Genomic DNA, 21,337 nt, shown 5'->3' on the forward strand with positions numbered 1-21,337 from the left:
TTGAATTTAATGTCTAACAAATGTGCAACATTAGGCAAATAGAGCCGATTTTTTGCATGTTTATTGATATTTGATAGGTTGCTCGCAAAAGGCCTTGAGTAAACTAATTGGTTGAATTTTGCAGGGATGTAATTTTTTTTCAGAAATAGACTGATATTCATTCTTATTTACTTGAGCACTTTCAAAATATGCAATTACACGAGTTGGTTAATACTATCGGCCAAGACCTTCAGCGCCGTTATGGCGAAAAGGTTCACAAACTGACACTGCACGGTGGCTTTAGCTGCCCAAATCGCGACGGAACAATTGGCCGTGGTGGGTGTACTTTCTGTAATGTCGCTTCATTTGCCGACGAACAAACTCAAATTCAAAGTATTGCTGATCAGCTAAAAGATCGTGCGGGTGAAATCGCCCGAGCCAAAAAGTATCTTGCTTACTTTCAGGCTTACACCAGCACTTATGCTGAAGTACAAGTGCTCAAGAATATGTATGAAGAAGCGCTTAGAGCACCAGGTGCTGACATTGTTGGTTTGTGTGTCGGAACCAGACCCGATTGTGTTCCAGATTCGGTGTTGGAACTGCTGGCGGGTTATGTCGAGCAAGGCTATGAAATATGGCTTGAGTTAGGCTTACAAACCGCAAACGACAAAACATTGAAGCGGATTAATCGTGGTCATGATTTTGCGGTGTATGAAACGATCACCCAACGTGCACGTGCTTTAGGGATCAAGGTGTGTACGCACCTTATTGTTGGCCTGCCGAAGGAAACCAAAGCCGATAATCTTGAAACTTTAAACAAGGTACTCGCCGTTGGCACCGATGGTATCAAATTGCACGGACTGCATATTGTAGAGGGCAGCACCATGGCTAAGGCGTGGAAAGCTGGAAAGCTCGAAGCACCAACCTTGGAGGAGTACATTGATATCGCCAGTGCAATTATTCAACGTACGCCTGCTCATGTGGTCTATCACCGAGTTTCTTCTGCCGCACGACGTCCAACACTGCTCTCTCCTTTATGGTGTGAAAACCGATGGCTAGCGATGACAGAAATTGGCCGCTCGTTAGACAAAACGGGCGCTCAAGGCATTGAAACGGGCGCTGCATTTGAGTACACATTGCCTGTATTAAACAGCGGTAATTGATAGATTTGAGTAGAAAGTAGGTAACAGCAGATAATCCCTATAATTAGTGGTAACATTTCCCTCACAGAATTGATGGTATAGATTGAGAGTAAATGGAACTGGTTATGACTTGGTTGTGGGACAGGGCGTATGGGTACGGTATTTATATCGTGATCATGTTGCTCATTGGTCTCATCTGCTGGCACCTTTATTCTCGTTATCAGTTACATATAGAAAAACTTCTACTTGCTACGCCATCACCACTCTACTTTGTCGACATCCGAAGTGGTGAAATTTTATATGCCAATCGTCAAGCGATGCAGTTGCTCGGCATTCGTCAAATTGGTATCAATTTTCGCTTCCCTACCATCGAGAGTGAGAATAGCTTTCGTCATTATCTGACCAATCATCGTAACTCGCGAGCGTTTGAACAGCTTTCGCTTTGGGCGCTTTCAGAATTCGAATTCTTCAAAGTGAATTTGGTTGGTCGTCGGATCGTTTTTAGAAGTAAAAGCGCGTGGATGATCCATGCATCCCCTTATAAAAATACCGACGAAGAATATTCCCAAGAAGTGCGTGAGTTAAATGTCTCGCGTACTGCCTTAGACTCTTTATCTGAGTTGATCTACGTGAAAGATCCAAAGGGAGAATTGGTTGCGAGTAACCGATCTTTTAAGAAGTTTTGGCATGGCCGCCCAGAAGAAGGCACCTTGAGTGTTTCGGGTGGCGCGTTGAAAGGGCGTGTGAGTGAGCGCTCTTGGACCACAGATCAAGATGGCAAAAGCTGTCTGCTCGAAACGTACCAAAGTGTTTTATTGTCTCAAGATGGTGAAACCATAGGAACGCTTTCTATCAGTCATGACGTGACCGACTGGCATGACATGCAGCAAAAGCTACGTGGTGAGATGGAAAGGCGTAAAGATACCGAAGTGGCTCTTGCTCAGCGTGACACCATCTTACAAAACATCTTAGAAGCGAGCCCTGACTCGATTGGTATCTTCAATGAAAACATGGTGTATCAAGCGTGTAATAAGCCGTTTGTGGCGGCGCTTGGTATCTCTGAAGTGTCGGATTTAGTGGGTAAGCGCTTACAAGATGTGGTACCTAACAGTATGTACTTACGTCTTTCTGATACGGATCAGCAAGTGCTTCATCAAGGTAAATCGCTGCGTTACATCGATAAGGTGGTTTCCAGTGATGGCGAGTTCACTTGGTATGATGTGGTGAAATCACCATTTAGGGATCCGGCTTCGAGTACTAATGGTGTATTGATCATGGCACGTGACATCACCGAACGTTATTTAGCAGAGCAGAAGCTTGAAGAAGCGAACCTTGAACTTGAACGTTTGAGCTTTATGGACAGCTTAACTCAAGTATCAAATCGACGTCGTTTCGATGAGCAGTTGTCGACCCTCTGGCACTACCATGTGCGAGAGAAATTGCCACTGACCATTATGCTGTGTGATATCGACTTCTTTAAAGGCTACAACGACTTTTATGGTCACCAACAAGGTGATGATGCACTCGTACAGGTTTCTCAGGCATTTAAGCAAGTGCTGAATCGTTCATCGGATTGTGTGGCGCGTTATGGCGGGGAAGAGTTTGGCTTTATTCTGCCGAATACGACCGCTGAAGGTGCTCTGCTGGTGGCAAAGCGTATTCATGATGAAGTGCAAAAGCTCGGTATCGAACATGAAGACTCGGCAGTTTCTGAACTCGTGACCGTAAGTATCGGTATCATCTCTTATATACCGACACCGAATGATGAAATGGAGTCGGCTGTTGCACTGGCAGATAGCGCGCTCTATCAAGCGAAGTCTGATGGCCGAAATCAATCAAGTGTCCATCCATCTTCGATACGTTAAGTCTGTTAATTCCTTCTTTTCGTTAACCTCTCTATTTTTGATTGGTTAACGGCAATATTGCTACGACTCTCTTGCTGCATGTGATGTAGCTAGCTTACCTCCTATCATCAAACAGGGTAGAATGTTGCTAGTCTTATCGCATGGAGCGCTAAATGAAACCCATGAAAAATCTTGCCCAGTATTACGTTGATCTACTCGTAAAACTGGGGATTGTCCGCTTTTCTATCTTACTCGCCCTAGCGCTTGTTGCCCTCGCTGTTGTTGTGCAAGTTGGGATCACCCTAGCACTCAAAGGTAATGTTGATGATATCGACATTGTCCGTTCCGTTTTCTTTGGCCTGGTGATTACCCCTTGGGCGGTGTATTTCCTTTCTGTGGTTGTTGATCAACTTGAAGAATCTCGTCAAAGGTTGGCTAAGCTAGTCTCTAAACTTGGCGACATGCGTGAGCGTGACCAAGAGCTCAACAACAAGCTCCAGCTTAATATTGAAAAGCTGAATCAAGAAATTGAAGAGCGTGAAAAAGCGGAAGAAGCACGTGCCGAAGCGATGCACGACCTTGAGAATGAGGTGTTTCAACGTGAACGTACTCAGCTTGAGTTAGCTGAACGTACCGCACTGCTGCGCTCATTTATCGATGCTTCTCCCGACCTGATTTATTATCGTAATGAAGATGGTGTTTTCTCAGGTTGTAACCGTGCGGTTGAAGAGTTGACGGGAAAAACTGAGAAAGACTTAGTGGGTTTGACTCCTTGGGATGTCTATAGCAAAGAGATCGCTCAACAGGTTATTGAAACTGATAAGAAAGTGTTTGCCGACAATCAAGCTCTGACCTACGACCAATGGTTGGAATACCCAGATGGTCGTAAGAGCTACTTCGAGCTACGTAAGGTGCCTTTCTACAGTAAAGATGGCCGCCATCTGGGCTTAGTGGGTTTTGGTCGCGATATTACGGAACGTAAAGAGCACCAAGAATCACTAGAGAAAGCCAGTCGCGACAAGACCACTTTTATCTCAACGATTAGTCATGAACTAAGAACACCACTCAATGGCATCATCGGCTTAAGCCGTATGTTGTTGGATAGCCAGTTGACTACTGAACAGCGTAAACACATGCAAACCATTAAGGTGAGTGCGGTGACGCTGGGTAATATCTTTAACGATATTATCGATATGGATAAGTTTGATCGCCGTAAGCTAGAGTTGCTCCCAACCCCTATCAACTTCGAAGATTTCGTTGCCGAGATGGAGAGTATCTCCGCTCTGATGGCAGAGCAAAAAGGCTTACGCTTCGATCTGGAAAGATTATCGGACTTGCCAACCTCAGTTAAAGTTGATGGTACACGCCTAAGACAAGTGCTGTGGAACTTGGTCAGCAATGCCATGAAGTTCACCAAAGATGGTGGTGTGGTAATGACGGTCAGTGCTGATATCGACGGTGACTTTGCCGACATCACAATGGAAGTCGAAGATACGGGAATCGGCATACCTGAAAGCGAAGTCGATAAAATTTTCGCGATGTACTATCAGGTGAAGTCTGGCTCTGACAATCTGCATGCGGTGGGCACCGGCATTGGTCTTGCGGTATCGAAGCAGCTGATCAATATGATGGACGGCGATATTGACGTTACCAGTGAAGAGGGCTTCGGCAGTACCTTTACGGTTTCTATTCGTGTGCCGGTCAATCACGATACTCAGGCTCTGATTAAGACGCCAAGAAAGCAGTCGAATCTTAAGATCTTCATGGTCGAAGATATTGAACTCAACATTACAGTCGCTCGCTCTCTGCTTGAAAGCTTAGGCCATGAAGTCACGGTGGTGATGACAGGGCAAGAGGCACAAATCGTTTTCCATCCAGAAGACTATGATTTGGTGTTGCTGGATATCCAACTGCCAGATATGACTGGTTTCGATATTGCTCAGTACTATCGAGAGAAATACAGCAAGCTACCGCCTTTAGTTGCCTTAACGGCTAATGTTTTAAACAATAAACAAGAGTATCTGCAAAAAGGAATGGATGAAGCGATCAGCAAACCGCTATCGGTGAAAGCCATCCAAGACGTGATATCCAAATTTATTGAGAACAAACCTGAAGTGATAGAAAAAGTAGAGGTTATTAAACCGGTTGTTTCTTCGATTGACACCACTTTGCTTGATATTGATATGCTAGAGTCTTATGTTGACATTGTTGGGCCGAAACCGGTTTTGGATAGCATCGTGATGTTTGAAGATATGATGCCGGAGTATATGGAAATATTGAACTCCAACATGGTCGCAAAAGATCAAGCTAGCATCGTTTCTGAAGCGCACAAGATCAAAGGTGCCGCAGGTTCAATTGGCTTGAAGCGTATCCAGCAAGTTGCTCAGAAAGCTCAATCACCAGATATGCCTGCTTGGTGGGAGAATATTTCAGATTGGGTCGATGAAATTAATAACGAATACCAGAATGACATTGAAGTCTTAAAGAGTTGGTTAAATCAAAGGTAGAAGAATAATGAAAAAATTAGCATTCGCCGCATGCGTTGTGGCATTAGCGGGTTGTTCTGCACCACAAGTAGAATGGCAGCAAGGTAACCAAGTAGAAGTATCTACAGCGACAGTCACAATGAAAAGCAACCTTTGGCTGAACAAGATGCCAACGATTGGAGAGACTCAAGATAAGACTCTGCATGGTGCCATTTACCTAGAATCGACTTCAGAACTGCCAGCAACACTTGCGGTTGAGAGTGTTACGGTTAAATAGGGGGCAGATACCTTGTTAGTAACAGCGGACGATCTTGATTTAAGAACGCACAGTGAAACTCAATGGGAAGTCGCTTTTGTATGGCAGCTAGAGATCGACAGTGACAAGCCTGTTGATGTTGCGGTTGAACTGAAAGATGGCGAAACCGTGAAGTGGCTAGTCGAGAAAGACGTTAAGGTTGATACGGTTTACTAAAAATCTTAGCGAACAATGAACAATAAAAAAGGGAGAATGCGTTGGCATTCTCCCTTTTTAATAACTATTGATTGCGCTTCTACTATTAAAAACACTAAGTGCTAAACGACTAGAAACGCGAATCGAATTAGTCTTCTAGGTCACCACAAAAGCGGTAGCCTTCACCGTGAATCGTTGCGATGATTTCTGGTGTACCAGAAACTGATTCAAAGTGCTTACGAATACGACGGATTGTTACGTCTACAGTACGATCGTGTGGCTTAAGCTCACGGCCAGTCATCTTCTTAAGAAGATCTGCACGTGTTTGGATCTTACCTGGGTTCTCACAGAAGTGAAGTAGAGCACGGAACTCTGAACGAGGTAGCTTGTAGCCTTCGCCATCTGGGCTAACCAGAGAACGACTGTTGATGTCTAGTACCCAACCGTTGAACTCGTACTTCTCAACGCTACGTTTTTCTTCTTGAACAGAGCTTGTGCTCATTGAACGGTTAAGAAGGTTACGTGCACGAATAGTCAGTTCACGAGGGTTGAAAGGCTTAGTGATGTAGTCATCAGCGCCGATCTCTAGGCCAAGGATCTTATCAACTTCATTATCACGACCCGTTAAGAACATAAGCGCTACATTTGCTTGCTCACGTAGTTCACGCGCAAGTAGTAGGCCATTCTTACCAGGAAGGTTGATGTCCATAATTACAAGGTTAACTTGGTTGTCAGATAGCACTTGGTGCATCTCTTCACCGTCGCTAGCCTCAAAAACAGCATATCCCTCTGCTTCAAAAATACTCTTTAGAGTGTTACGAGTTACTTGCTCATCTTCAACGATAAGAATCTGCGGGGTTTGCATTTGGCGGTACCTAAATTTGTGACGAAACTGTGCTAATAGAATAAATTCTAGGCAAAAACATAACATACAGGTAATGTAATTTTGATGATAACTTAAAGTTTTCAAAAAAACACTTACTTCCAGCTATCTGCCTTCCTTGAAGTATTGCCCAATAACGTAGATCCAGTACGCCTTTCAATCATTCTGTTAGTGATTGCAGTGGATTCTATAATGTTAACAGCATGCTAACAACGCGAGAATGTTAATTCCATTCACTTTGTTGATTTACATCAATTGCCGTATCGCAACAAACTTTAATAGTATGGCTACAACTTAACCAATGTTATGGTGATTATTTAGCAGCAAAACTAGAATGATTATTCGAGATAGTTCTCACATCTCGTTTGCTAAAGACCAGATTTTGAACCAAGGAAGCTGAAAGCTGTCCTTAGAGTCTAGTAGATAAATATGCGCAATCAACTCTAATTAAATATTAAATTGAGCATAGAACAATGAAAACAAAGGATTAATTCTAACAACATATAAAAGCATAGAGGCACACCCGCATTAGTCGGCAATGCCTTACTCACGGAGGATATATGCACGATATAACACCTGATTTGTGTGACGAGTTTGAAAGCAAAGTCACCTTACTGAACATGCCATTACAGAACTTCGGCCAACGTGGTGCGTTCTGGGGAAAAATTGTAACAGTTCGTTGTTATCACGATAATTCCAAGGTTCGTGAGGTTTTAGAGACCGATGGCTGCGGTAAAGTACTCGTTGTAGACGGTAATGGCTCGTGTCAAAAAGCGTTACTTGGCGATCAATTGGCGATTCTTGCCATAGAAAATGGTTGGGAAGGCGTCATTGTGAATGGTGCGGTTCGAGATGTGGCGATGATGGCGCAGATGGATCTTGGTATTCAAGCTCTAGGAGCCTCTCCATTTAAAACCGAGAAGCACGGTGTTGGGCAGGTTAATGTCACGCTCACGGTACATAATCAACTGATTCAACCGGGCGATTATATTTATGCTGACTGGAACGGTGTCTTAATCTCAACTGAGTTATTGATGGAATCCTAATTGCTGGATTAAAAGCGAAAGCCCAATCCCACTTCAACACCGCGTTGCCACTCTTCATAATCAAGGGTGGCATGCATATCTAAATTGTCTGTTAGCTGGACACGGCTCGATACTTCGGCGGCCACTGACTTGTCGTTATCTTCTGTCTCGTCTTTATATGTATGCAGAGAGCTGTTGAAAGAGATGCGTTCAGAGAATTGATAGCTCACCCCACTCAAGAAACCACTTTCGTATTTGAGCGAGTCACTGTTAATACGTGCACCTACATAAAGGTCGACATCAGCAAATAGACTGTAGGAATAGCCGCTGTCTACTTTCCACGTATCGAAGCTTTCACTAGAGGCGTTTTGGGTTGAGATAAAGAACTTGTGAGAAGAGAGGTCTATCTGGCTTGGTAGCAGAGGTAAACCGCTTAATATAGGTAAGTCATCCGCAGAACAAACAGCAGGCACAGCAAAAACTAAAAGAATAAGTAATCTCTTCACTTCCCACCCCTGATGTCATTATTATTGTTCTTCGAACGTTATCGTTCAATTAAAGCACAGAATTTGTACGTTCGCTGCACAATCGATATAGCATTTTGTTATGACTATATATGCAACTGCTTACCTTTGTTTGTTTGATGAGTTAATCCAGTCTCTGAATGGCAGGTTGATGCAGGGTGTTTTATCCCTTAAATGACGGTTTGCTCTGAAAAACGGTGTGAATGTAAAAAAAACGCAACTTTTCATTGACGTCTAGTGGTAAAAATTGATACACGTAGAGTAAAGCACAAGCAGAGAATTTGATATGCAGCACTTAAGCCACCTAGTAATGACCACCACCATTATTATTACCGACATTAACATTGTTGGGGCAGGCTGCTAAGTAACGGATTTTAAAAAAAAAGGCCTGTATCCAACAAGATACAGGCCTTTTTTTGTACCATTTTTATGACTTATGGAGAAAGGGATGCGCGTTTTAAAGTTTGGAGGTTCATCATTAGCTGATGCAGATCGTTTTTTACGAGCAGCAGATATCATCGCTAATAATGCCCAGCAAGAAGAGCTAGCCGTTGTACTATCGGCTCCAGGAAAAACAACAAATAAGCTGGTTGCTGTTATTGAAGCAGCACTAAAAAATGGTGAAGCAGACGTACAGATTGCCGAGATCGAATCATCATTCGCTGCATTGTTTACAGAGATTCAAGCGGTATTGCCTTCAGTTGATGGCGCTGCGTTTCAAGAGCAGGTTGATACCTCTCTTGCTCAACTTAAGCAGTTCGTGAATGGTATTAACTTACTGGGCATGTGCCCGAACCATGTTAATGCTCGCATCATCAGTAAAGGTGAGCGAATCTCGATTCAGTTAATGAAAGCGGTATTAGAAGCGAAAGGTCAGCCAGCAAGCCTGATTGACCCAGTGGAATACCTCTATGCTAAAGGTGACCACCTTGAAGCTATGGTTGATGTGGACATTTCTACACAGAACTTCCGTCAATCGCCACTTCCACAAGGTCACGTTAACATAATGCCTGGCTTTACGGCGGGTAATGAAAAAGGCGAGCTAGTCACACTAGGTCGTAATGGCTCAGACTATTCTGCGGCTGTATTGGCAGCGTGTCTGCGTGCTGACTGTTGTGAAATCTGGACTGACGTCGATGGCGTTTACAACTGTGACCCACGCTTAGTGGATGATGCCCGTCTTCTTAAATCACTTAGCTACCAAGAAGCGATGGAGCTTTCTTACTTCGGTGCTTCAGTTCTACACCCGAAAACAATCGCACCTATCGCGCAATTCCATATTCCATGTCTGATCAAAAACAGCTTCAACCCACAGGGTGCTGGCACTTTGATTGGCCAAGACACTGGCGAAGATAACCTAGCGATCAAAGGCATCACTACGCTAAGTGACCTAACGATGGTTAACGTATCAGGACCTGGTATGAAGGGCATGGTCGGCATGGCGAGTCGTGTATTCGGCGCGATGTCTTCTGCAGGCGTTTCTATCGTCCTAATTACTCAATCTTCTTCAGAGTACAGCATCAGCTTCTGTATTGAATCAGCTGACAAAGTGAAAGCGAAGCAAGTGTTGTCAGACGCATTTGAACTTGAACTTAAAGATGGCCTATTAGAGCCAGTTGAGTTCATGGATGATGTTGCGATTGTGACGCTGGTGGGTGACGGTATGCGTACATCACGTGGTGTTGCTTCTCAGTTCTTCTCTTCTTTAGCTGAAGTGAACGTTAACATCGTTGCTATTGCTCAAGGCTCTTCAGAGCGCGCTATCTCTGCGGTTATCCCTGAAGATAAAATCTCAGAAGCAATCAAAGCGTGTCACGAAAACCTATTCAACTCTAAGCACTTCCTTGACGTCTTCGTCGTTGGTGTTGGCGGTGTTGGTGGTGAGCTTGTTGACCAGATCCAACGTCAACAAGGCAAACTGGCTGAAAAAGGCATCGTTATTCGCGTATGTGGCCTAGCAAACAGCAAAGGTTTGTTGCTAGACAGCGACGGTCTACCGCTAGAACAGTGGCGTGATCGTATGTCGAGCGCGACAGAAGAGTTTAGCCTCGCGCGTTTAGCGGCACTTGTTCAACGTAACCACATCATCAACCCTGTGTTGGTTGATTGTACGTCTAGCGAAGGTATTGCAGGACAATATGCTGATTTCCTAGCGGCTGGTTTCCACGTTGTAACACCAAACAAAAAAGCCAACACGGCAAGCATGGCTTACTACCATCAGCTTCGTGAAGTGGCACGTAATTCTCGTCGTAAGTTGATGTACGAGACAACAGTAGGCGCAGGTCTACCGGTAATCGAAAACCTACAGAACCTAATCTCTGCAGGTGATGAGCTTGAGAAGTTCAACGGCATTCTTTCTGGTTCACTGTCTTACATCTTCGGTAAGCTTGATGAAGGTATGACACTCAGCCAAGCAACCAACATTGCAAAAGATAACGGCTTCACTGAACCGGATCCTCGTGATGATCTGTCTGGTATGGACGTTGCGCGTAAGCTGCTTATTCTTGCTCGTGAAGCAGGTATGGCACTTGAGCTTGAAGATGTTGAAGTTGATCAAGCATTGCCACCGGGTTTTGATGATTCAGGTACGGTTGATGAGTTCATGGCTCGCTTGCCTGAAGCGGATGCATACTTCAAAGAGCAGTCAGCTATCGCAGCAGAAGAAGGCAAAGTACTTCGTTATGTTGGTGAGATCGCTGAAGGTAAATGTAAGGTTCGTATCGCAGCTGTTGATGGCGATGACCCAATGTTTAAGATTAAAGATGGCGAGAACGCTCTGGCATTCTACAGCCGTTACTACCAGCCAATCCCACTCGTTCTGCGTGGCTACGGTGCAGGTACTGAAGTTACAGCAGCAGGCGTATTCTCTGATGTGATGCGTACTCTTGGTTGGAAATTAGGAGTTTAGGAATGAGTTCAAGTGATATGGATGTTGTCGTTTATGCTCCTGCATCAATCGGCAATGTCAGTGTAGGTTTTGATGTGCTGGGGGCCGCAGTGTCTCCAGTTGATGGCACATTGCTTGGTGACCGAGTAATGGTTAAAGCCGGTGATGAACCATTCTCGTTAAAAACAGCAGGCAGCTTTGTTTCTAAGCTGCCAACTGAAACCAAAGAAAATATTGTCTACGACTGCTGGGTTGTGTTCTCTCGCGAGTTAGATAAGAAAGGTATCTCAGTTAAGTCTCTAGAGATGACGCTAGAAAAGAACATGCCTATCGGTTCCGGTTTAGGGTCGAGTGCATGTTCAATTGTCGCGGCGCTTGATGCCTTGAACCGTTTTCATGGTCAACCGTTGAATGAAACTGAACTGCTCGCTCTGATGGGTGAGATGGAAGGTAAGATTTCAGGCGGCATACATTACGATAACGTTGCACCATGTTACCTTGGTGGTGTGCAGCTTATGCTTGAAGAATTAGGCATTATTAGCCAAGAGGTTCCATGTTTTGATGATTGGTATTGGGTAATGGCTTACCCGGGCATCAAGGTCTCAACGGCTGAAGCGCGAGAGATCTTGCCTTCTCAGTATCGCCGTCAAGATGTGATTGCTCATGGTCGTCATTTAGCGGGCTTCATTCATGCTTGTCACTCTGGTCAGCCAGAGCTAGCGGCTAAGATGATCAAAGACGTGATTGCTGAACCATATCGTGAGAAACTGCTTCCAGGGTTTGCTGACGCACGCAAATATGCAACGTCAGCAGGAGCATTAGCAACCGGAATTTCTGGTAGTGGCCCTACGCTATTTAGCATTTGCAAAGAACAAGATGTCGCCGAGCGTGTTGCACGCTGGTTAGAACAAAATTACGTACAAAATGAAGAAGGATTCGTCCACGTTTGTCGCTTAGATAAACAAGGTTCGATCGTTACAGGAAGTGAGTTATGAAGCTGTACAACATCAAAGAAAACGATGAGCAAGTCTCTTTTGGCCAAGCCGTTCGTCAAGGTCTAGGCCGTAACCAAGGTCTATTTTTCCCATCAGAGCTGCCTAAGTTCGATGACATCGATGCGCTACTTGCAGAGGACTTTGTCCCTCGTAGTTCAAAGATTCTTTCTGCTCTAATTGGTGATGAATTACCAAAAGAACAGATTGATCAACTAGTGGATGCGGCATTCCAATTCCCAGCACCGATCAACCAAGTGAAAGATGGTGTTTACGCACTTGAACTGTTTCACGGTCCAACGTTAGCATTTAAAGATTTCGGTGGCCGTTTTATGGCTCAATCTTTGGCAGCGGTTTCTGATGGCGGTCAAATCACTATCTTAACGGCAACATCGGGTGACACTGGTGCGGCGGTTGCGCATGCTTTCTACGGCATGGAAAACATCAACGTTGTTATCCTATACCCGAAAGGTAAGATCAGCCCACTGCAAGAAAAGCTATTCTGTACGCTAGGTAAGAACATCCATACTGTCGCGATTGATGGCGATTTTGATGCGTGTCAGGCACTCGTAAAAGACGCGTTTGACGACGCTGAACTGCGCAAAGAGATTGGCTTAAACTCAGCAAACTCAATCAACATTAGCCGTTTGATGGCTCAGATTTGTTACTACTTTGAAGCGGCTTCTCAGCTAACCAAAGAGCAACGTGAAAACCTAGTTATCTCTGTACCAAGTGGTAACTTTGGTAACCTAACTGCGGGTCTATTAGCGAAAGCGCTAGGCTTACCAGTTAAACGCTTCATTGCAGCAACCAACGAAAACGACACGGTTCCTCGTTACCTAGAAACAGGTCAATGGGATCCAAAACCAACGGTTGCAACAACATCGAACGCGATGGATGTTAGCCAACCAAACAACTGGCCACGTATCGAAGAGCTATGCCAACTGAAAGGTTGGGGACTGGATACTTTGGGTAAAGGTAAAGTATCTGATGAGCAGAGTGCTGAATCAGTACGCGACCTAAAAGCTCAAGGCTACCTGTGTGAACCTCATGGTGCGATTGCTTACCGTCTACTGGAAGAGCAACTGCAAGAGAACGAGACAGGCCTGTTCTTATGTACGGCACACCCGGCTAAATTCAAAGAAGTGGTTGATGACATCTTAGGTACTGACATTGAACTTCCTGGCCCGCTGGCTAAGCACGCGGTGATGGAGTTGTTGTCTGAAGACCTAGATAATGATTTTGAAGCTTTGAAAGTGGTACTTCGTCGAGTTCAACCTGCGTAATTTTTTAGAAACGTAAAGTGTAGAACTTAGATGGTTACGAGAAAGGTGAATGAGCAATCATTCGCCTTTTTTATTGCCTGAGTGATTTTTAGAAGTAAGCTCTAGTGCAGTATTTCTTCAGCTTGATGGGGTTGGCTCACGCTCGGTAACTGACTGAACCAAAGTTTAATAAAAGGGATAGTATGAATTTTTTGATTTTTCTTGGCTCTGTACGTGAGAGCACACCACCAAGACCTGCTCGATTAGGGATGAGAGTCAGCAAGGCGTGTGAAAAGTTACTGGTGGATAAGCATTCTGAGCATACGGTCGAAATCATCGACCCTTTGAATTACGATTTTGGCGATGTGTTTAAGCCTGAGTTTTCGTATCATCGTTCTAAGGTGCCAGCACATCTTGCAGAATTAGCCGACAAGATCGCAAAGGCTGACGGATATGTGATGGTTAGCCCGGAATACAATCATTCGATGAGCCCAGCACTAGCTAATATTCTCAACCATTTTGGCAGCTCGCTATTTTCATATAAACCGAGTGCGATTGTGACTTACTCTGCGGGTCAATGGGGCGGGGCAAGAGCATCCGTTTCGATGCGAACCTTCCTATCTGAGTTAGGTTGCTTACCGGTTTCTGCGATGATTCATCTGCCTAAAGCACAAGAAGTGTTTGATGAAGAGGGCTGTGTTGTTCAAGAGTCAGAACAAGCACAATGGGATGAGTACATGAACCGTACCTTCCATCAGTTGATGTGGTGGGCGCAAGGAGCGGCGTTGCAAAGAGAGAATGTCGATCCAACCGCTTTAGCGAAAGCCTTCACCAAAGATCCTTCTCAACGAAATGCGCCATAACTAGATTTGATTGGTGACAGTGCTTGGTTGATTCTGAGTTAGCTGATACAGCGTTGAGATACTTGGTTGATTTTGCGTTGAGATAGTTAGGGATAAGAAGTTAGCGACAATAAGTTGATAACACTAAAACTAAAAAAGCTTGGCCATTTCTGACCAAGCTTTTTAAATCTTTAACGCTCTACTTTACTGAGATTATAGAGACTCAGTGAACGTACGTGCGATAACGTCACGTTGCTGTTCAGTAGTTAGAGAGTTGAAACGTACAGCGTAACCCGATACACGGATAGTTAGCTGTGGATAGTTCTCTGGGTGAGCAACAGCATCTTCTAGCGTTTCACGCTTAAGAACGTTAACGTTTAGGTGTTGACCACCTTCGATGCGTGGTGCTGCTTCGATTGCAACTTCACGGCTTTCGTACTCGCCTAGGTCTGCAGCTGAGATAACTTGGTCAGCTTCGAAACCTGAAGTAGCAACAACACAACGAGCTTCATTCTTCTCGCTATCTAGTAGCCAGATTGAGTTTAGTAGGTCATCGTTTGCTGCTTTAGTAATTTGAATACCTTGGATCATAACTATCTCCTAGTCCACTGAATGTGGTTTGATTATGGTGTTAACTTTCGATTTTTATTGAGCTGGGTAATATATACCTAATATTAGTAAGGTTAACATTGATTTAAGTCAAAAAACAACCAAAAACCATATTTTTACAAAGGTGATTATATTGAGGTAAATCAATAAAACCTTTGAAAACAAAGTGATTACAAAATATTTTAAAATATAAAAAATATTTAACAGTCTTATTTGTTGTAAGTTTACTACATTTGTTGTGTTTTTATTGAACTACAAACGATACGACCCTTTATTTATTAAGCATTCTGAAAGTGTAAAGTGATTTAATGACAAACAATAATTCATCTTCAAAACCTCAAACCAATATTAAGTTTATTGGCGCTCATGTGTCTGCTGCAGGCGGTGTTGATCAGGCGCCAATGCGTGCAAGAGAGATCGGTGCCAATGCTTTTGCGCTGTTTACTAAAAACCAAAGACAGTGGGCAGCAAAACCGCTAGAAGCCAAAACCATCAGCGCCTTTAAAGCCAACTGCAAAATGTTAGGTTTTAGCGCTGAGCACATTCTTCCTCATGATTCCTACCTTATTAACTTAGGAGCACCAGAAGAAGAGAAGCTAGAGAAATCGCGTGCGGCTTTTATTGATGAAATGGAGCGTTGTAATCAACTTGGACTGACGCTTTTGAATTTTCATCCTGGGAGTCATTTAAAGAAAATCTCAGAAAGCGAATGTTTGGCCAAGATCGCTGAGTCGATCAACTTGGCTCATCAAGCGGTGCCTGATGTAATTGCGGTGATTGAGAATACCTCAGGGCAGGGCACGAACCTTGGCTGGAAGTTTGAGCACCTAGCAGAGATCATCGACCAAGTAGAAGATAAGTCACGCGTTGGCGTTTGTTTAGATACCTGCCATACCTTTACTGCCGGTTACGACCTACGAACAAAAGAAGCGTGTGAGCATACTTTTGCAGAGTTCGATCGCATTGTGGGCATGCACTATCTAAGAGCAATGCACATCAATGATTCAAAAGCTGAGTTCGCAAGCCGAGTTGATAGACACCATTCTTTAGGAAAAGGTGAAATTGGCTGGGATTGTTTTGAATATATTGGCTCAGATTCTCGCTTTAATGGTATCCCTCTTATCTTGGAAACCATTGATTCGACGATCTGGAAAGAGGAAATTCAACAACTTAGAATGTTTCATCGCTCAGCAACGCTAGCGAGCGAAGAAGCGTAATAATAGAGGGAATAATTAATTTCCTGCTATTCCTAAAAATTGGCACCTTTCTTTCATAGTATTAAAGTGAATATGTAGTTCACGATGTCTTAGAGGAGGTGCCTTTATGTATTCACAAGCCCAAACTTCAACTTCAACTTCAACTTCAACTGTAGCTGCAGCTGTCGCCAGTCGTTTACCGACACCAAACCGTCATGTGCATAGTCACGGCCATTATCGTACACCGCAAAAAAGTGGTTAATCGAGATAAACACAACTTGAACTGATTATTATGATTCATCAACAAGTGAACCCTACACATCATGTTTATTGATAGCTGTATGAGGTATAACTAGAGCCTTATTTAGGACAGTTAGCCGATACAGCTATTTTTTTGTCTGGCGAAACCTAGAAACCTTGATGATTGGGGAAGTAAAACGATGAGCGCACCAAAGACTTGGGAATCCATTATTAATGATGAACGTGAGAAAGCCTACTTTCAGAGTGTTCTCGCTTTTGTCGAACAACAACGTAATAGTGGGAAAGCCATCTATCCTCCCCAAGAGCAGGTGTTCAGTGCTTTCGATATGACGCCCTTTGAGTCTGTACGCGTAGTTATCCTTGGGCAAGACCCTTATCACGGCGCTAACCAAGCTCACGGCTTAGCATTCTCTGTGCTACCTGGCGTTAAAATCCCACCGTCTCTGCGTAATATGTACAAAGAACTCGCACAAGATATAGAGGGCTTTGAGATCCCTAGTCATGGTTACCTTGATACTTGGGCATCTCAAGGGGTGTTAATGTTGAATACGGTACTGACAGTAGAAGAGGCAAAAGCACACTCACATGCCAAGTGTGGCTGGGAAACCTTTACCGATACCATCATTGCTGAGCTAAATCAGCGTTCTGAGCCGATCATCTTCTTACTGTGGGGCGCGCATGCCCAGAAGAAAGGCCAAGCCATTGATGCAGACAAACATCATGTGTTGGTCGCACCGCATCCATCACCATTATCAGCACGTCGTGGTTTCTTCGGTTGTCAGCATTTCTCGATGACCAACGAGCTACTCTCTTCTATTAATCAACAGCCTATCGATTGGACATTACCACTGACACTGTAGATTGATGATTTTCTGAGCAGGGTCAAACCACAAATTGCCATCTTCATATACACTTATAAATAGTAGGTGTAATGGAGTGCAATACTATGATGATTGAAAGGATAAGAAGAGAGCACGGCTATATGGCTCGTTTGCTCGCGATTCTCAAAAATAAATTAGAGTGCCTGAAGCAAGAGCGTGACATTAACTATAGCTTGATCGCTGAGGTGGTTCATTACTTGATGAACCATTCAGATAAGGTGCATCACCCTAAAGAAGACATTATTTACCGCTACTATCTCAAGCAGTATGGCAGTGACCAAGTGATTGAAGACTTGGAGTTAGAGCATCAACTGCTTTCTGAGAAAACGGCTGACTTTTTAGGTTTGGTCGATATGATCCTGCAAGATGCGGTTGTTCCTCAGCAGTTTTTCATTGAACAATTAGAAGGTTTTGTCTCTGTTCAGAAAAAGCATATGGAACTGGAAGAGAGGTTCATCATCCCTAAGATTGTGGAGGCGTTTACGGTGCAAGATTGGCAAGAGGTCGAATCGCAATGGCAACTGCCTGAAGATGACCCTGTATTCGGCCAAACCATCGCGGACCAATATAAGCAATTAGCTGATCGAGTTCGCCAAAGTGAAGGCGAATGTGTGTAGTGAATGGATTGGCTCTCACAAAAAATAAAGGCACCGTTTAGGTGCCTTTATCATTCTATTTATTTGTTGTTCTGATTAAAGCTTAATATCGTCTAAGCTAAAATCGAGTCCAAGGTTCATCTCTCTGAGCTCTTTCTCAAGCTGTCGACGGTCGTTGATCGCCTCGATTTCTCGCCATTTTCGTTTAAGTGGTTTTGAGCGAGTCTTGGTAGTAGCGCGTGGTAATTCTAGTTCTGATATTTCATCAAATTGAAAGTTGTCCATAAGCTATATCTCCATCCGTGGGCTAGTCTTTACAGACTATTAGATACCATATTTGGTTCTACAATAACCTTGATTTGTTTCTCATTTGTTTCAAATCTATGAAGGTTTTGTTTGCATTTCCTATGCATGCTCACACATTGCTCTTTATTTTCTGTATAAAAAACAAGCAAACAGACTGACGTAAACGATTAAATTATCCGTGTTTTAATGTTAATTCATTGTGCGAAAGGAATAGTACTTTAACGACAATGCATACAGCTGCGTATTGTGTGATGAGGGAGAGGGATTTAATCGCCATAGAAAAAATCACAGATCTTCACTATACCTTGTAAAACCTAGGCTGGTGCTATTTTTATCGAATGCCATTCTTGTTAAACCAAGGCGCTGGCCATTGTTGATATTATGTCCCGATAATGTGACTTTTATTGGGCCTGATTGTTGAAAATTGTGTTAACAAAAGGTGTGTTATTAGTGAAATGTCATTTGAATATTAATCTATTTGCATATTGATTTTTAGGTCGTCTCACTGCATTATCCGCCCGTCAAAAAATACACTGATACGTAAAATGGATGCATGAAGCGACATTTACAATCTAGATCGCAACAAATAAATATAAAACGAATGCCGATACAACATTGACACTGGCATAGGCGATTTAGAGGAAGGCTCGGAAGCAAGATCAGTGCTTAAACTCAATTACGAGGTTCACGTGACAGACTTAATCAATTTGATGAACGATCTCCTTTGGGGATCTATCTTAGTTTACTTACTCGTTGGTGTGGGTATCTACTTCACTGTACGACTAGGCTTCATTCAATTCCGCCATTTCGGCCACATGTTCTCTGTTCTTAGAAACAGCCGTAAAGCAGACAGTGCTGGTATCTCTTCTTTCCAAGCTCTTTGTACTAGTCTCGCAGCTCGTGTAGGTACAGGTAACATGGCTGGTGTTGCTGTTGCTCTTACCGCTGGTGGCCCTGGTGCTATCTTCTGGATGTGGCTAATTGCCATGCTAGGTATGGCAACATCGTTTGCAGAAAGCACACTAGCACAGCTATACAAAACACGTGATAACGACGGTAACTACCGTGGCGGTCCTGCATACTACATGGAGAAAGGCCTAGGTATGCGTTGGATGGGGGTTCTATTCTCTATCTTCCTAATCATCGCATTCGGTCTAGTCTTCAACGCAGTTCAAGCGAACGCGATTGCAAGTGCAATGAATACGGCATTCGACTTTGAGCGTAGCTACGTTGGTGTTGGTATCGTTATTATCTCTGCATTCGTTATCTTCGGTGGTATCCGTAAGATTGCTCGCACTGCAGAAATCATTGTTCCAGTTATGGCGCTGGCGTACTTAGCTATCGCTATCTACGTGATGCTAATGAACATTGAGAAAGTGCCTGAAGTTCTGGCTCTTATCTTCAAGAGTGCATTCGGCCTGCAAGAAGCAGCAGCGGGTGGCCTAGGTTACGCAATCGCACAAGCGATGATTAACGGCATCAAACGTGGTTTGTTCTCGAACGAAGCGGGTATGGGTTCTGCGCCAAACGCAGCAGCCTCTGCTACGCCTTACCCACCGCACCCTGCATCACAAGGTTATGTGCAAATGCTAGGCGTGTTCATGGACACGATTGTTATCTGTTCTGCAACAGTAGCAATCATCCTGATGTCTGGTGAGTATGTACCACACGGTGAAGTAACAGGTATCGAACTAACGCAACGTGCACTAACCGCACAAGTTGGCGAATGGGGCGGCATCTTTGTAGCGGTAGCGATTTTCTTCTTCGCTTTCACTTCAATCATTGCAAACTACTCGTACGCTGAAACGAACCTTATCTTCCTAGAGCACAACAACAAGAAGGGCCTAGTGCTGTTCCGTATCGTTGTGTTGGGTATGGTTATGTTCGGCTCTCTCGCGACACTACCAACGGTATGGGCATTAGCTGATGTATCGATGGGTTTAATGGCGATTGTGAACTTGGTAGCGATCATCTTGCTATCGGGCATCGTGATTAAGCTAGCGAAAGACTACAACCGTCAATTAGACGCGGGTAAAGTACCTACGTTCGATGCGGATGATTTCCCAGAGCTTAAAGCTCAATTGGAAGATGGTATTTGGGTTAACAACAAGAAGAAGTAATCTTGTTGGGGCGATTCATCGCTCATCCTAAAATCATTAGAAAGGCTAAGGTTTCGACCTTAGCCTTTTTCTTTGCCTGCGATTTCTATCTGTTTGCAGTTTCTATCTGTCTGCGACTTTTTCTTTGTTAACGATTTTTCTTTGCAAGAGACTTATAGCTAGATCTGTCTATCAAAGTAATAGGAAGAGTCATAAAGACAAGTTGATGTTTTTTCTATACTCTAGCTGCATCCAGTTAGATAACCGATTAGGGTAAAGTTATGTTAGTTGTCGTTTCTCCAGCCAAGACATTAGATTACGAATCACCATTAGCGACTGAGCGCTTCAGCCAGCCAGAGTTTATTGAACACTCTGCAGAGCTTATTGAAGTGTGTCGTAAGCTGACACCTGCTGATGTATCAGCGCTGATGAAAGTAAGCGATAAGATTGCTGGGCTGAACGTAGCGCGCTTTGAGCAATGGAGCGAGACCTTTACCCAAGAGAATGCTCGCCAAGCTATTTTGGCGTTCAAAGGTGATGTCTACACTGGCTTAGATGCTGAAACACTGTCGGACGATGATTTTGACTACGCACAGAATCACCTGCGCATGCTTTCTGGCCTATATGGGTTATTGAAGCCATTGGATTTGATGCAGCCTTACCGCCTAGAGATGGGCACACGCTTAGCTAATGAACGTGGCACTAACTTGTATCAGTTCTGGGGCAATATCATCACAGACAAGCTGAATGAAGCGTTGAACGCTCAAGGCGATAATGTGTTGATCAACCTAGCATCGAACGAATACTTTAAAGCGGTGAAGCCGAAGAGCCTTGATGGTCAAATCATCACGCCAGTTTTTAAAGACTGCAAGAATGGCCAGTACAAGGTGATCAGCTTTTACGCGAAGAAAGCGCGTGGCATGATGGCTCGCTACATCATTGAGAACAAAATCGATTCAGTCGAAGCGCTGACCAAGTTTGATATCGCGGGTTACTACTTCGTTGAAGAAGAGTCGAATGCGAAAGAGTTAGTCTTCAAGCGTGAAGAGCAAAACTAGTAGCTCTTGGT

Annotated in this window: 17 protein-coding genes, 2 pseudogenes and 1 other annotated feature; of the genes and pseudogenes, 14 read left to right on the forward strand and 5 right to left on the reverse strand. The window is 43.9% G+C overall.

The window, feature by feature from the left end:
* The first annotated feature begins 188 nt into the window (after positions 1–188).
* From mnmL to QUF19_RS02435, 4 genes and pseudogenes are all read left to right on the forward strand, one after another.
* The gene (gene mnmL / locus QUF19_RS02420; RefSeq protein ID WP_099167415.1) at positions 189–1,142 is read left to right on the forward strand and encodes a tRNA modification radical SAM protein MnmL/YtqA; all 954 of its coding nucleotides are present in this window, start codon (positions 189–191) and stop codon (positions 1,140–1,142) included.
* Between the two features lie 92 nt (positions 1,143–1,234).
* Complete coding sequence (locus tag QUF19_RS02425) at positions 1,235–2,986, forward strand: diguanylate cyclase domain-containing protein (protein ID WP_286295581.1); 1,752 nt, start codon at positions 1,235–1,237, stop codon at positions 2,984–2,986.
* A gap of 152 nt (positions 2,987–3,138) precedes the next feature.
* On the forward strand, positions 3,139–5,472 hold the full coding sequence (gene arcB, locus QUF19_RS02430) for an aerobic respiration two-component sensor histidine kinase ArcB (protein ID WP_102434681.1): 2,334 nt from the start codon (positions 3,139–3,141) through the stop codon (positions 5,470–5,472).
* Positions 5,473–5,479: 7 nt separating this feature from the next.
* Positions 5,480–5,923, forward strand: a pseudogene (locus tag QUF19_RS02435) (hypothetical protein).
* A gap of 127 nt (positions 5,924–6,050) precedes the next feature.
* Here QUF19_RS02435 and arcA read toward each other — a convergent pair.
* Positions 6,051–6,767, reverse strand: a complete 717-nt coding sequence (arcA, locus tag QUF19_RS02440; protein WP_004741534.1) for a two-component system response regulator ArcA — start codon at positions 6,765–6,767, stop codon at positions 6,051–6,053.
* Positions 6,768–7,139: 372 nt separating this feature from the next.
* Positions 7,140–7,298, reverse strand: a pseudogene (locus QUF19_RS26415) (ribonuclease activity regulator protein RraA).
* A gap of 47 nt (positions 7,299–7,345) precedes the next feature.
* Here QUF19_RS26415 and QUF19_RS02445 point away from each other — a divergent pair.
* Positions 7,346–7,831: a putative 4-hydroxy-4-methyl-2-oxoglutarate aldolase gene (locus QUF19_RS02445; protein WP_192889970.1), complete on the forward strand. Its 486-nt coding sequence runs from the start codon at positions 7,346–7,348 to the stop codon at positions 7,829–7,831.
* Positions 7,832–7,839: 8 nt separating this feature from the next.
* Here the strand turns inward: QUF19_RS02445 and QUF19_RS02450 are convergent, their stop codons facing one another.
* The gene (locus tag QUF19_RS02450; protein ID WP_286295582.1) at positions 7,840–8,316 is read right to left on the reverse strand and encodes a ribonuclease regulator; all 477 of its coding nucleotides are present in this window, start codon (positions 8,314–8,316) and stop codon (positions 7,840–7,842) included.
* Positions 8,317–8,633: 317 nt separating this feature from the next.
* Positions 8,634–8,753: a sequence feature (Thr leader region), on the forward strand.
* A 29-nt stretch (positions 8,754–8,782) separates the two neighbouring features.
* Between QUF19_RS02450 and thrA the strand changes: the two genes are divergently transcribed.
* The 4 genes from thrA (at position 8,783) to QUF19_RS02470 (ending at position 14,341) form a co-directional block, all read left to right on the forward strand.
* A complete protein-coding gene (thrA, locus tag QUF19_RS02455; RefSeq protein WP_286295583.1) occupies positions 8,783–11,242 on the forward strand; it encodes a bifunctional aspartate kinase/homoserine dehydrogenase I in 2,460 nt (819 codons plus the stop codon).
* A gap of 17 nt (positions 11,243–11,259) precedes the next feature.
* Positions 11,260–12,216: a homoserine kinase gene (gene thrB, locus QUF19_RS02460; RefSeq protein WP_009848413.1), complete on the forward strand. Its 957-nt coding sequence runs from the start codon at positions 11,260–11,262 to the stop codon at positions 12,214–12,216.
* Entirely contained in the window at positions 12,213–13,499 is a 1,287-nt protein-coding gene (gene thrC, locus QUF19_RS02465; protein WP_065105625.1) for a threonine synthase, read from the forward strand. Before thrB ends, thrC begins: the two co-directional genes overlap by 4 nt.
* A gap of 182 nt (positions 13,500–13,681) precedes the next feature.
* Complete coding sequence (locus QUF19_RS02470) at positions 13,682–14,341, forward strand: NADPH-dependent FMN reductase (RefSeq protein WP_102434723.1); 660 nt, start codon at positions 13,682–13,684, stop codon at positions 14,339–14,341.
* A gap of 192 nt (positions 14,342–14,533) precedes the next feature.
* Here the strand turns inward: QUF19_RS02470 and grcA are convergent, their stop codons facing one another.
* The gene (gene grcA, locus QUF19_RS02475) at positions 14,534–14,911 is read right to left on the reverse strand and encodes an autonomous glycyl radical cofactor GrcA (RefSeq protein WP_009848415.1); all 378 of its coding nucleotides are present in this window, start codon (positions 14,909–14,911) and stop codon (positions 14,534–14,536) included.
* A gap of 326 nt (positions 14,912–15,237) precedes the next feature.
* Between grcA and nfo the strand changes: the two genes are divergently transcribed.
* From nfo to QUF19_RS02490, 3 genes are all read left to right on the forward strand, one after another.
* Complete coding sequence (gene nfo, locus QUF19_RS02480) at positions 15,238–16,146, forward strand: deoxyribonuclease IV (protein WP_048669583.1); 909 nt, start codon at positions 15,238–15,240, stop codon at positions 16,144–16,146.
* A gap of 419 nt (positions 16,147–16,565) precedes the next feature.
* Positions 16,566–17,246 (forward strand): uracil-DNA glycosylase, encoded by a 681-nt coding sequence (gene ung, locus QUF19_RS02485; protein WP_286295584.1) that lies wholly within the window; start codon positions 16,566–16,568, stop codon positions 17,244–17,246.
* Between the two features lie 86 nt (positions 17,247–17,332).
* Positions 17,333–17,884, forward strand: a complete 552-nt coding sequence (locus QUF19_RS02490; protein WP_286295585.1) for a hemerythrin domain-containing protein — start codon at positions 17,333–17,335, stop codon at positions 17,882–17,884.
* Positions 17,885–17,959: 75 nt separating this feature from the next.
* On the opposite strand, the gene QUF19_RS02495 is transcribed toward QUF19_RS02490, so the two are convergent.
* On the reverse strand, positions 17,960–18,148 hold the full coding sequence (locus QUF19_RS02495; RefSeq protein ID WP_102434690.1) for a DUF3545 family protein: 189 nt from the start codon (positions 18,146–18,148) through the stop codon (positions 17,960–17,962).
* A gap of 710 nt (positions 18,149–18,858) precedes the next feature.
* Between QUF19_RS02495 and QUF19_RS02500 the strand changes: the two genes are divergently transcribed.
* Both QUF19_RS02500 and yaaA read left to right on the forward strand, forming a co-directional pair.
* Positions 18,859–20,289, forward strand: coding sequence for an alanine/glycine:cation symporter family protein (locus QUF19_RS02500; protein WP_192889976.1), 1,431 nt, complete (start codon positions 18,859–18,861; stop codon positions 20,287–20,289).
* Positions 20,290–20,549: 260 nt separating this feature from the next.
* Complete coding sequence (gene yaaA, locus QUF19_RS02505; protein ID WP_286295586.1) at positions 20,550–21,326, forward strand: peroxide stress protein YaaA; 777 nt, start codon at positions 20,550–20,552, stop codon at positions 21,324–21,326.
* The last annotated feature ends 11 nt before the right edge of the window (positions 21,327–21,337 follow it).

Origin of the sequence: Vibrio sp. FE10 (assembly GCF_030297155.1) — a bacterium.
Taxonomy (GTDB): Bacteria; Pseudomonadota; Gammaproteobacteria; order Enterobacterales; family Vibrionaceae; genus Vibrio; species Vibrio apostichopi.

Excerpts from the sequence above, each read along its gene's own strand:
- thrC (WP_065105625.1), top strand. The coding sequence starts at position 12,213 with ATGAAGCTGTACAACATCAAAGAAAACGATGAGCAAGTCTCTTTTGGC.
- QUF19_RS02470 (WP_102434723.1), top strand. The coding sequence starts at position 13,682 with ATGAATTTTTTGATTTTTCTTGGCTCTGTACGTGAGAGCACACCACCA.
- QUF19_RS02425 (WP_286295581.1), top strand. The coding sequence starts at position 1,235 with ATGGAACTGGTTATGACTTGGTTGTGGGACAGGGCGTATGGGTACGGT.
- QUF19_RS02445 (WP_192889970.1), top strand. The coding sequence starts at position 7,346 with ATGCACGATATAACACCTGATTTGTGTGACGAGTTTGAAAGCAAAGTC.
- yaaA (WP_286295586.1), top strand. The coding sequence starts at position 20,550 with ATGTTAGTTGTCGTTTCTCCAGCCAAGACATTAGATTACGAATCACCA.
- mnmL (WP_099167415.1), top strand. The coding sequence starts at position 189 with ATGCAATTACACGAGTTGGTTAATACTATCGGCCAAGACCTTCAGCGC.
- arcA (WP_004741534.1), bottom strand. The coding sequence starts at position 6,767 with ATGCAAACCCCGCAGATTCTTATCGTTGAAGATGAGCAAGTAACTCGT.
- QUF19_RS02490 (WP_286295585.1), top strand. The coding sequence starts at position 17,333 with ATGATGATTGAAAGGATAAGAAGAGAGCACGGCTATATGGCTCGTTTG.
- nfo (WP_048669583.1), top strand. The coding sequence starts at position 15,238 with ATGACAAACAATAATTCATCTTCAAAACCTCAAACCAATATTAAGTTT.
- ung (WP_286295584.1), top strand. The coding sequence starts at position 16,566 with ATGAGCGCACCAAAGACTTGGGAATCCATTATTAATGATGAACGTGAG.
- arcB (WP_102434681.1), top strand. The coding sequence starts at position 3,139 with ATGAAACCCATGAAAAATCTTGCCCAGTATTACGTTGATCTACTCGTA.
- thrA (WP_286295583.1), top strand. The coding sequence starts at position 8,783 with ATGCGCGTTTTAAAGTTTGGAGGTTCATCATTAGCTGATGCAGATCGT.
- grcA (WP_009848415.1), bottom strand. The coding sequence starts at position 14,911 with ATGATCCAAGGTATTCAAATTACTAAAGCAGCAAACGATGACCTACTA.
- QUF19_RS02495 (WP_102434690.1), bottom strand. The coding sequence starts at position 18,148 with ATGGACAACTTTCAATTTGATGAAATATCAGAACTAGAATTACCACGC.
- thrB (WP_009848413.1), top strand. The coding sequence starts at position 11,260 with ATGGATGTTGTCGTTTATGCTCCTGCATCAATCGGCAATGTCAGTGTA.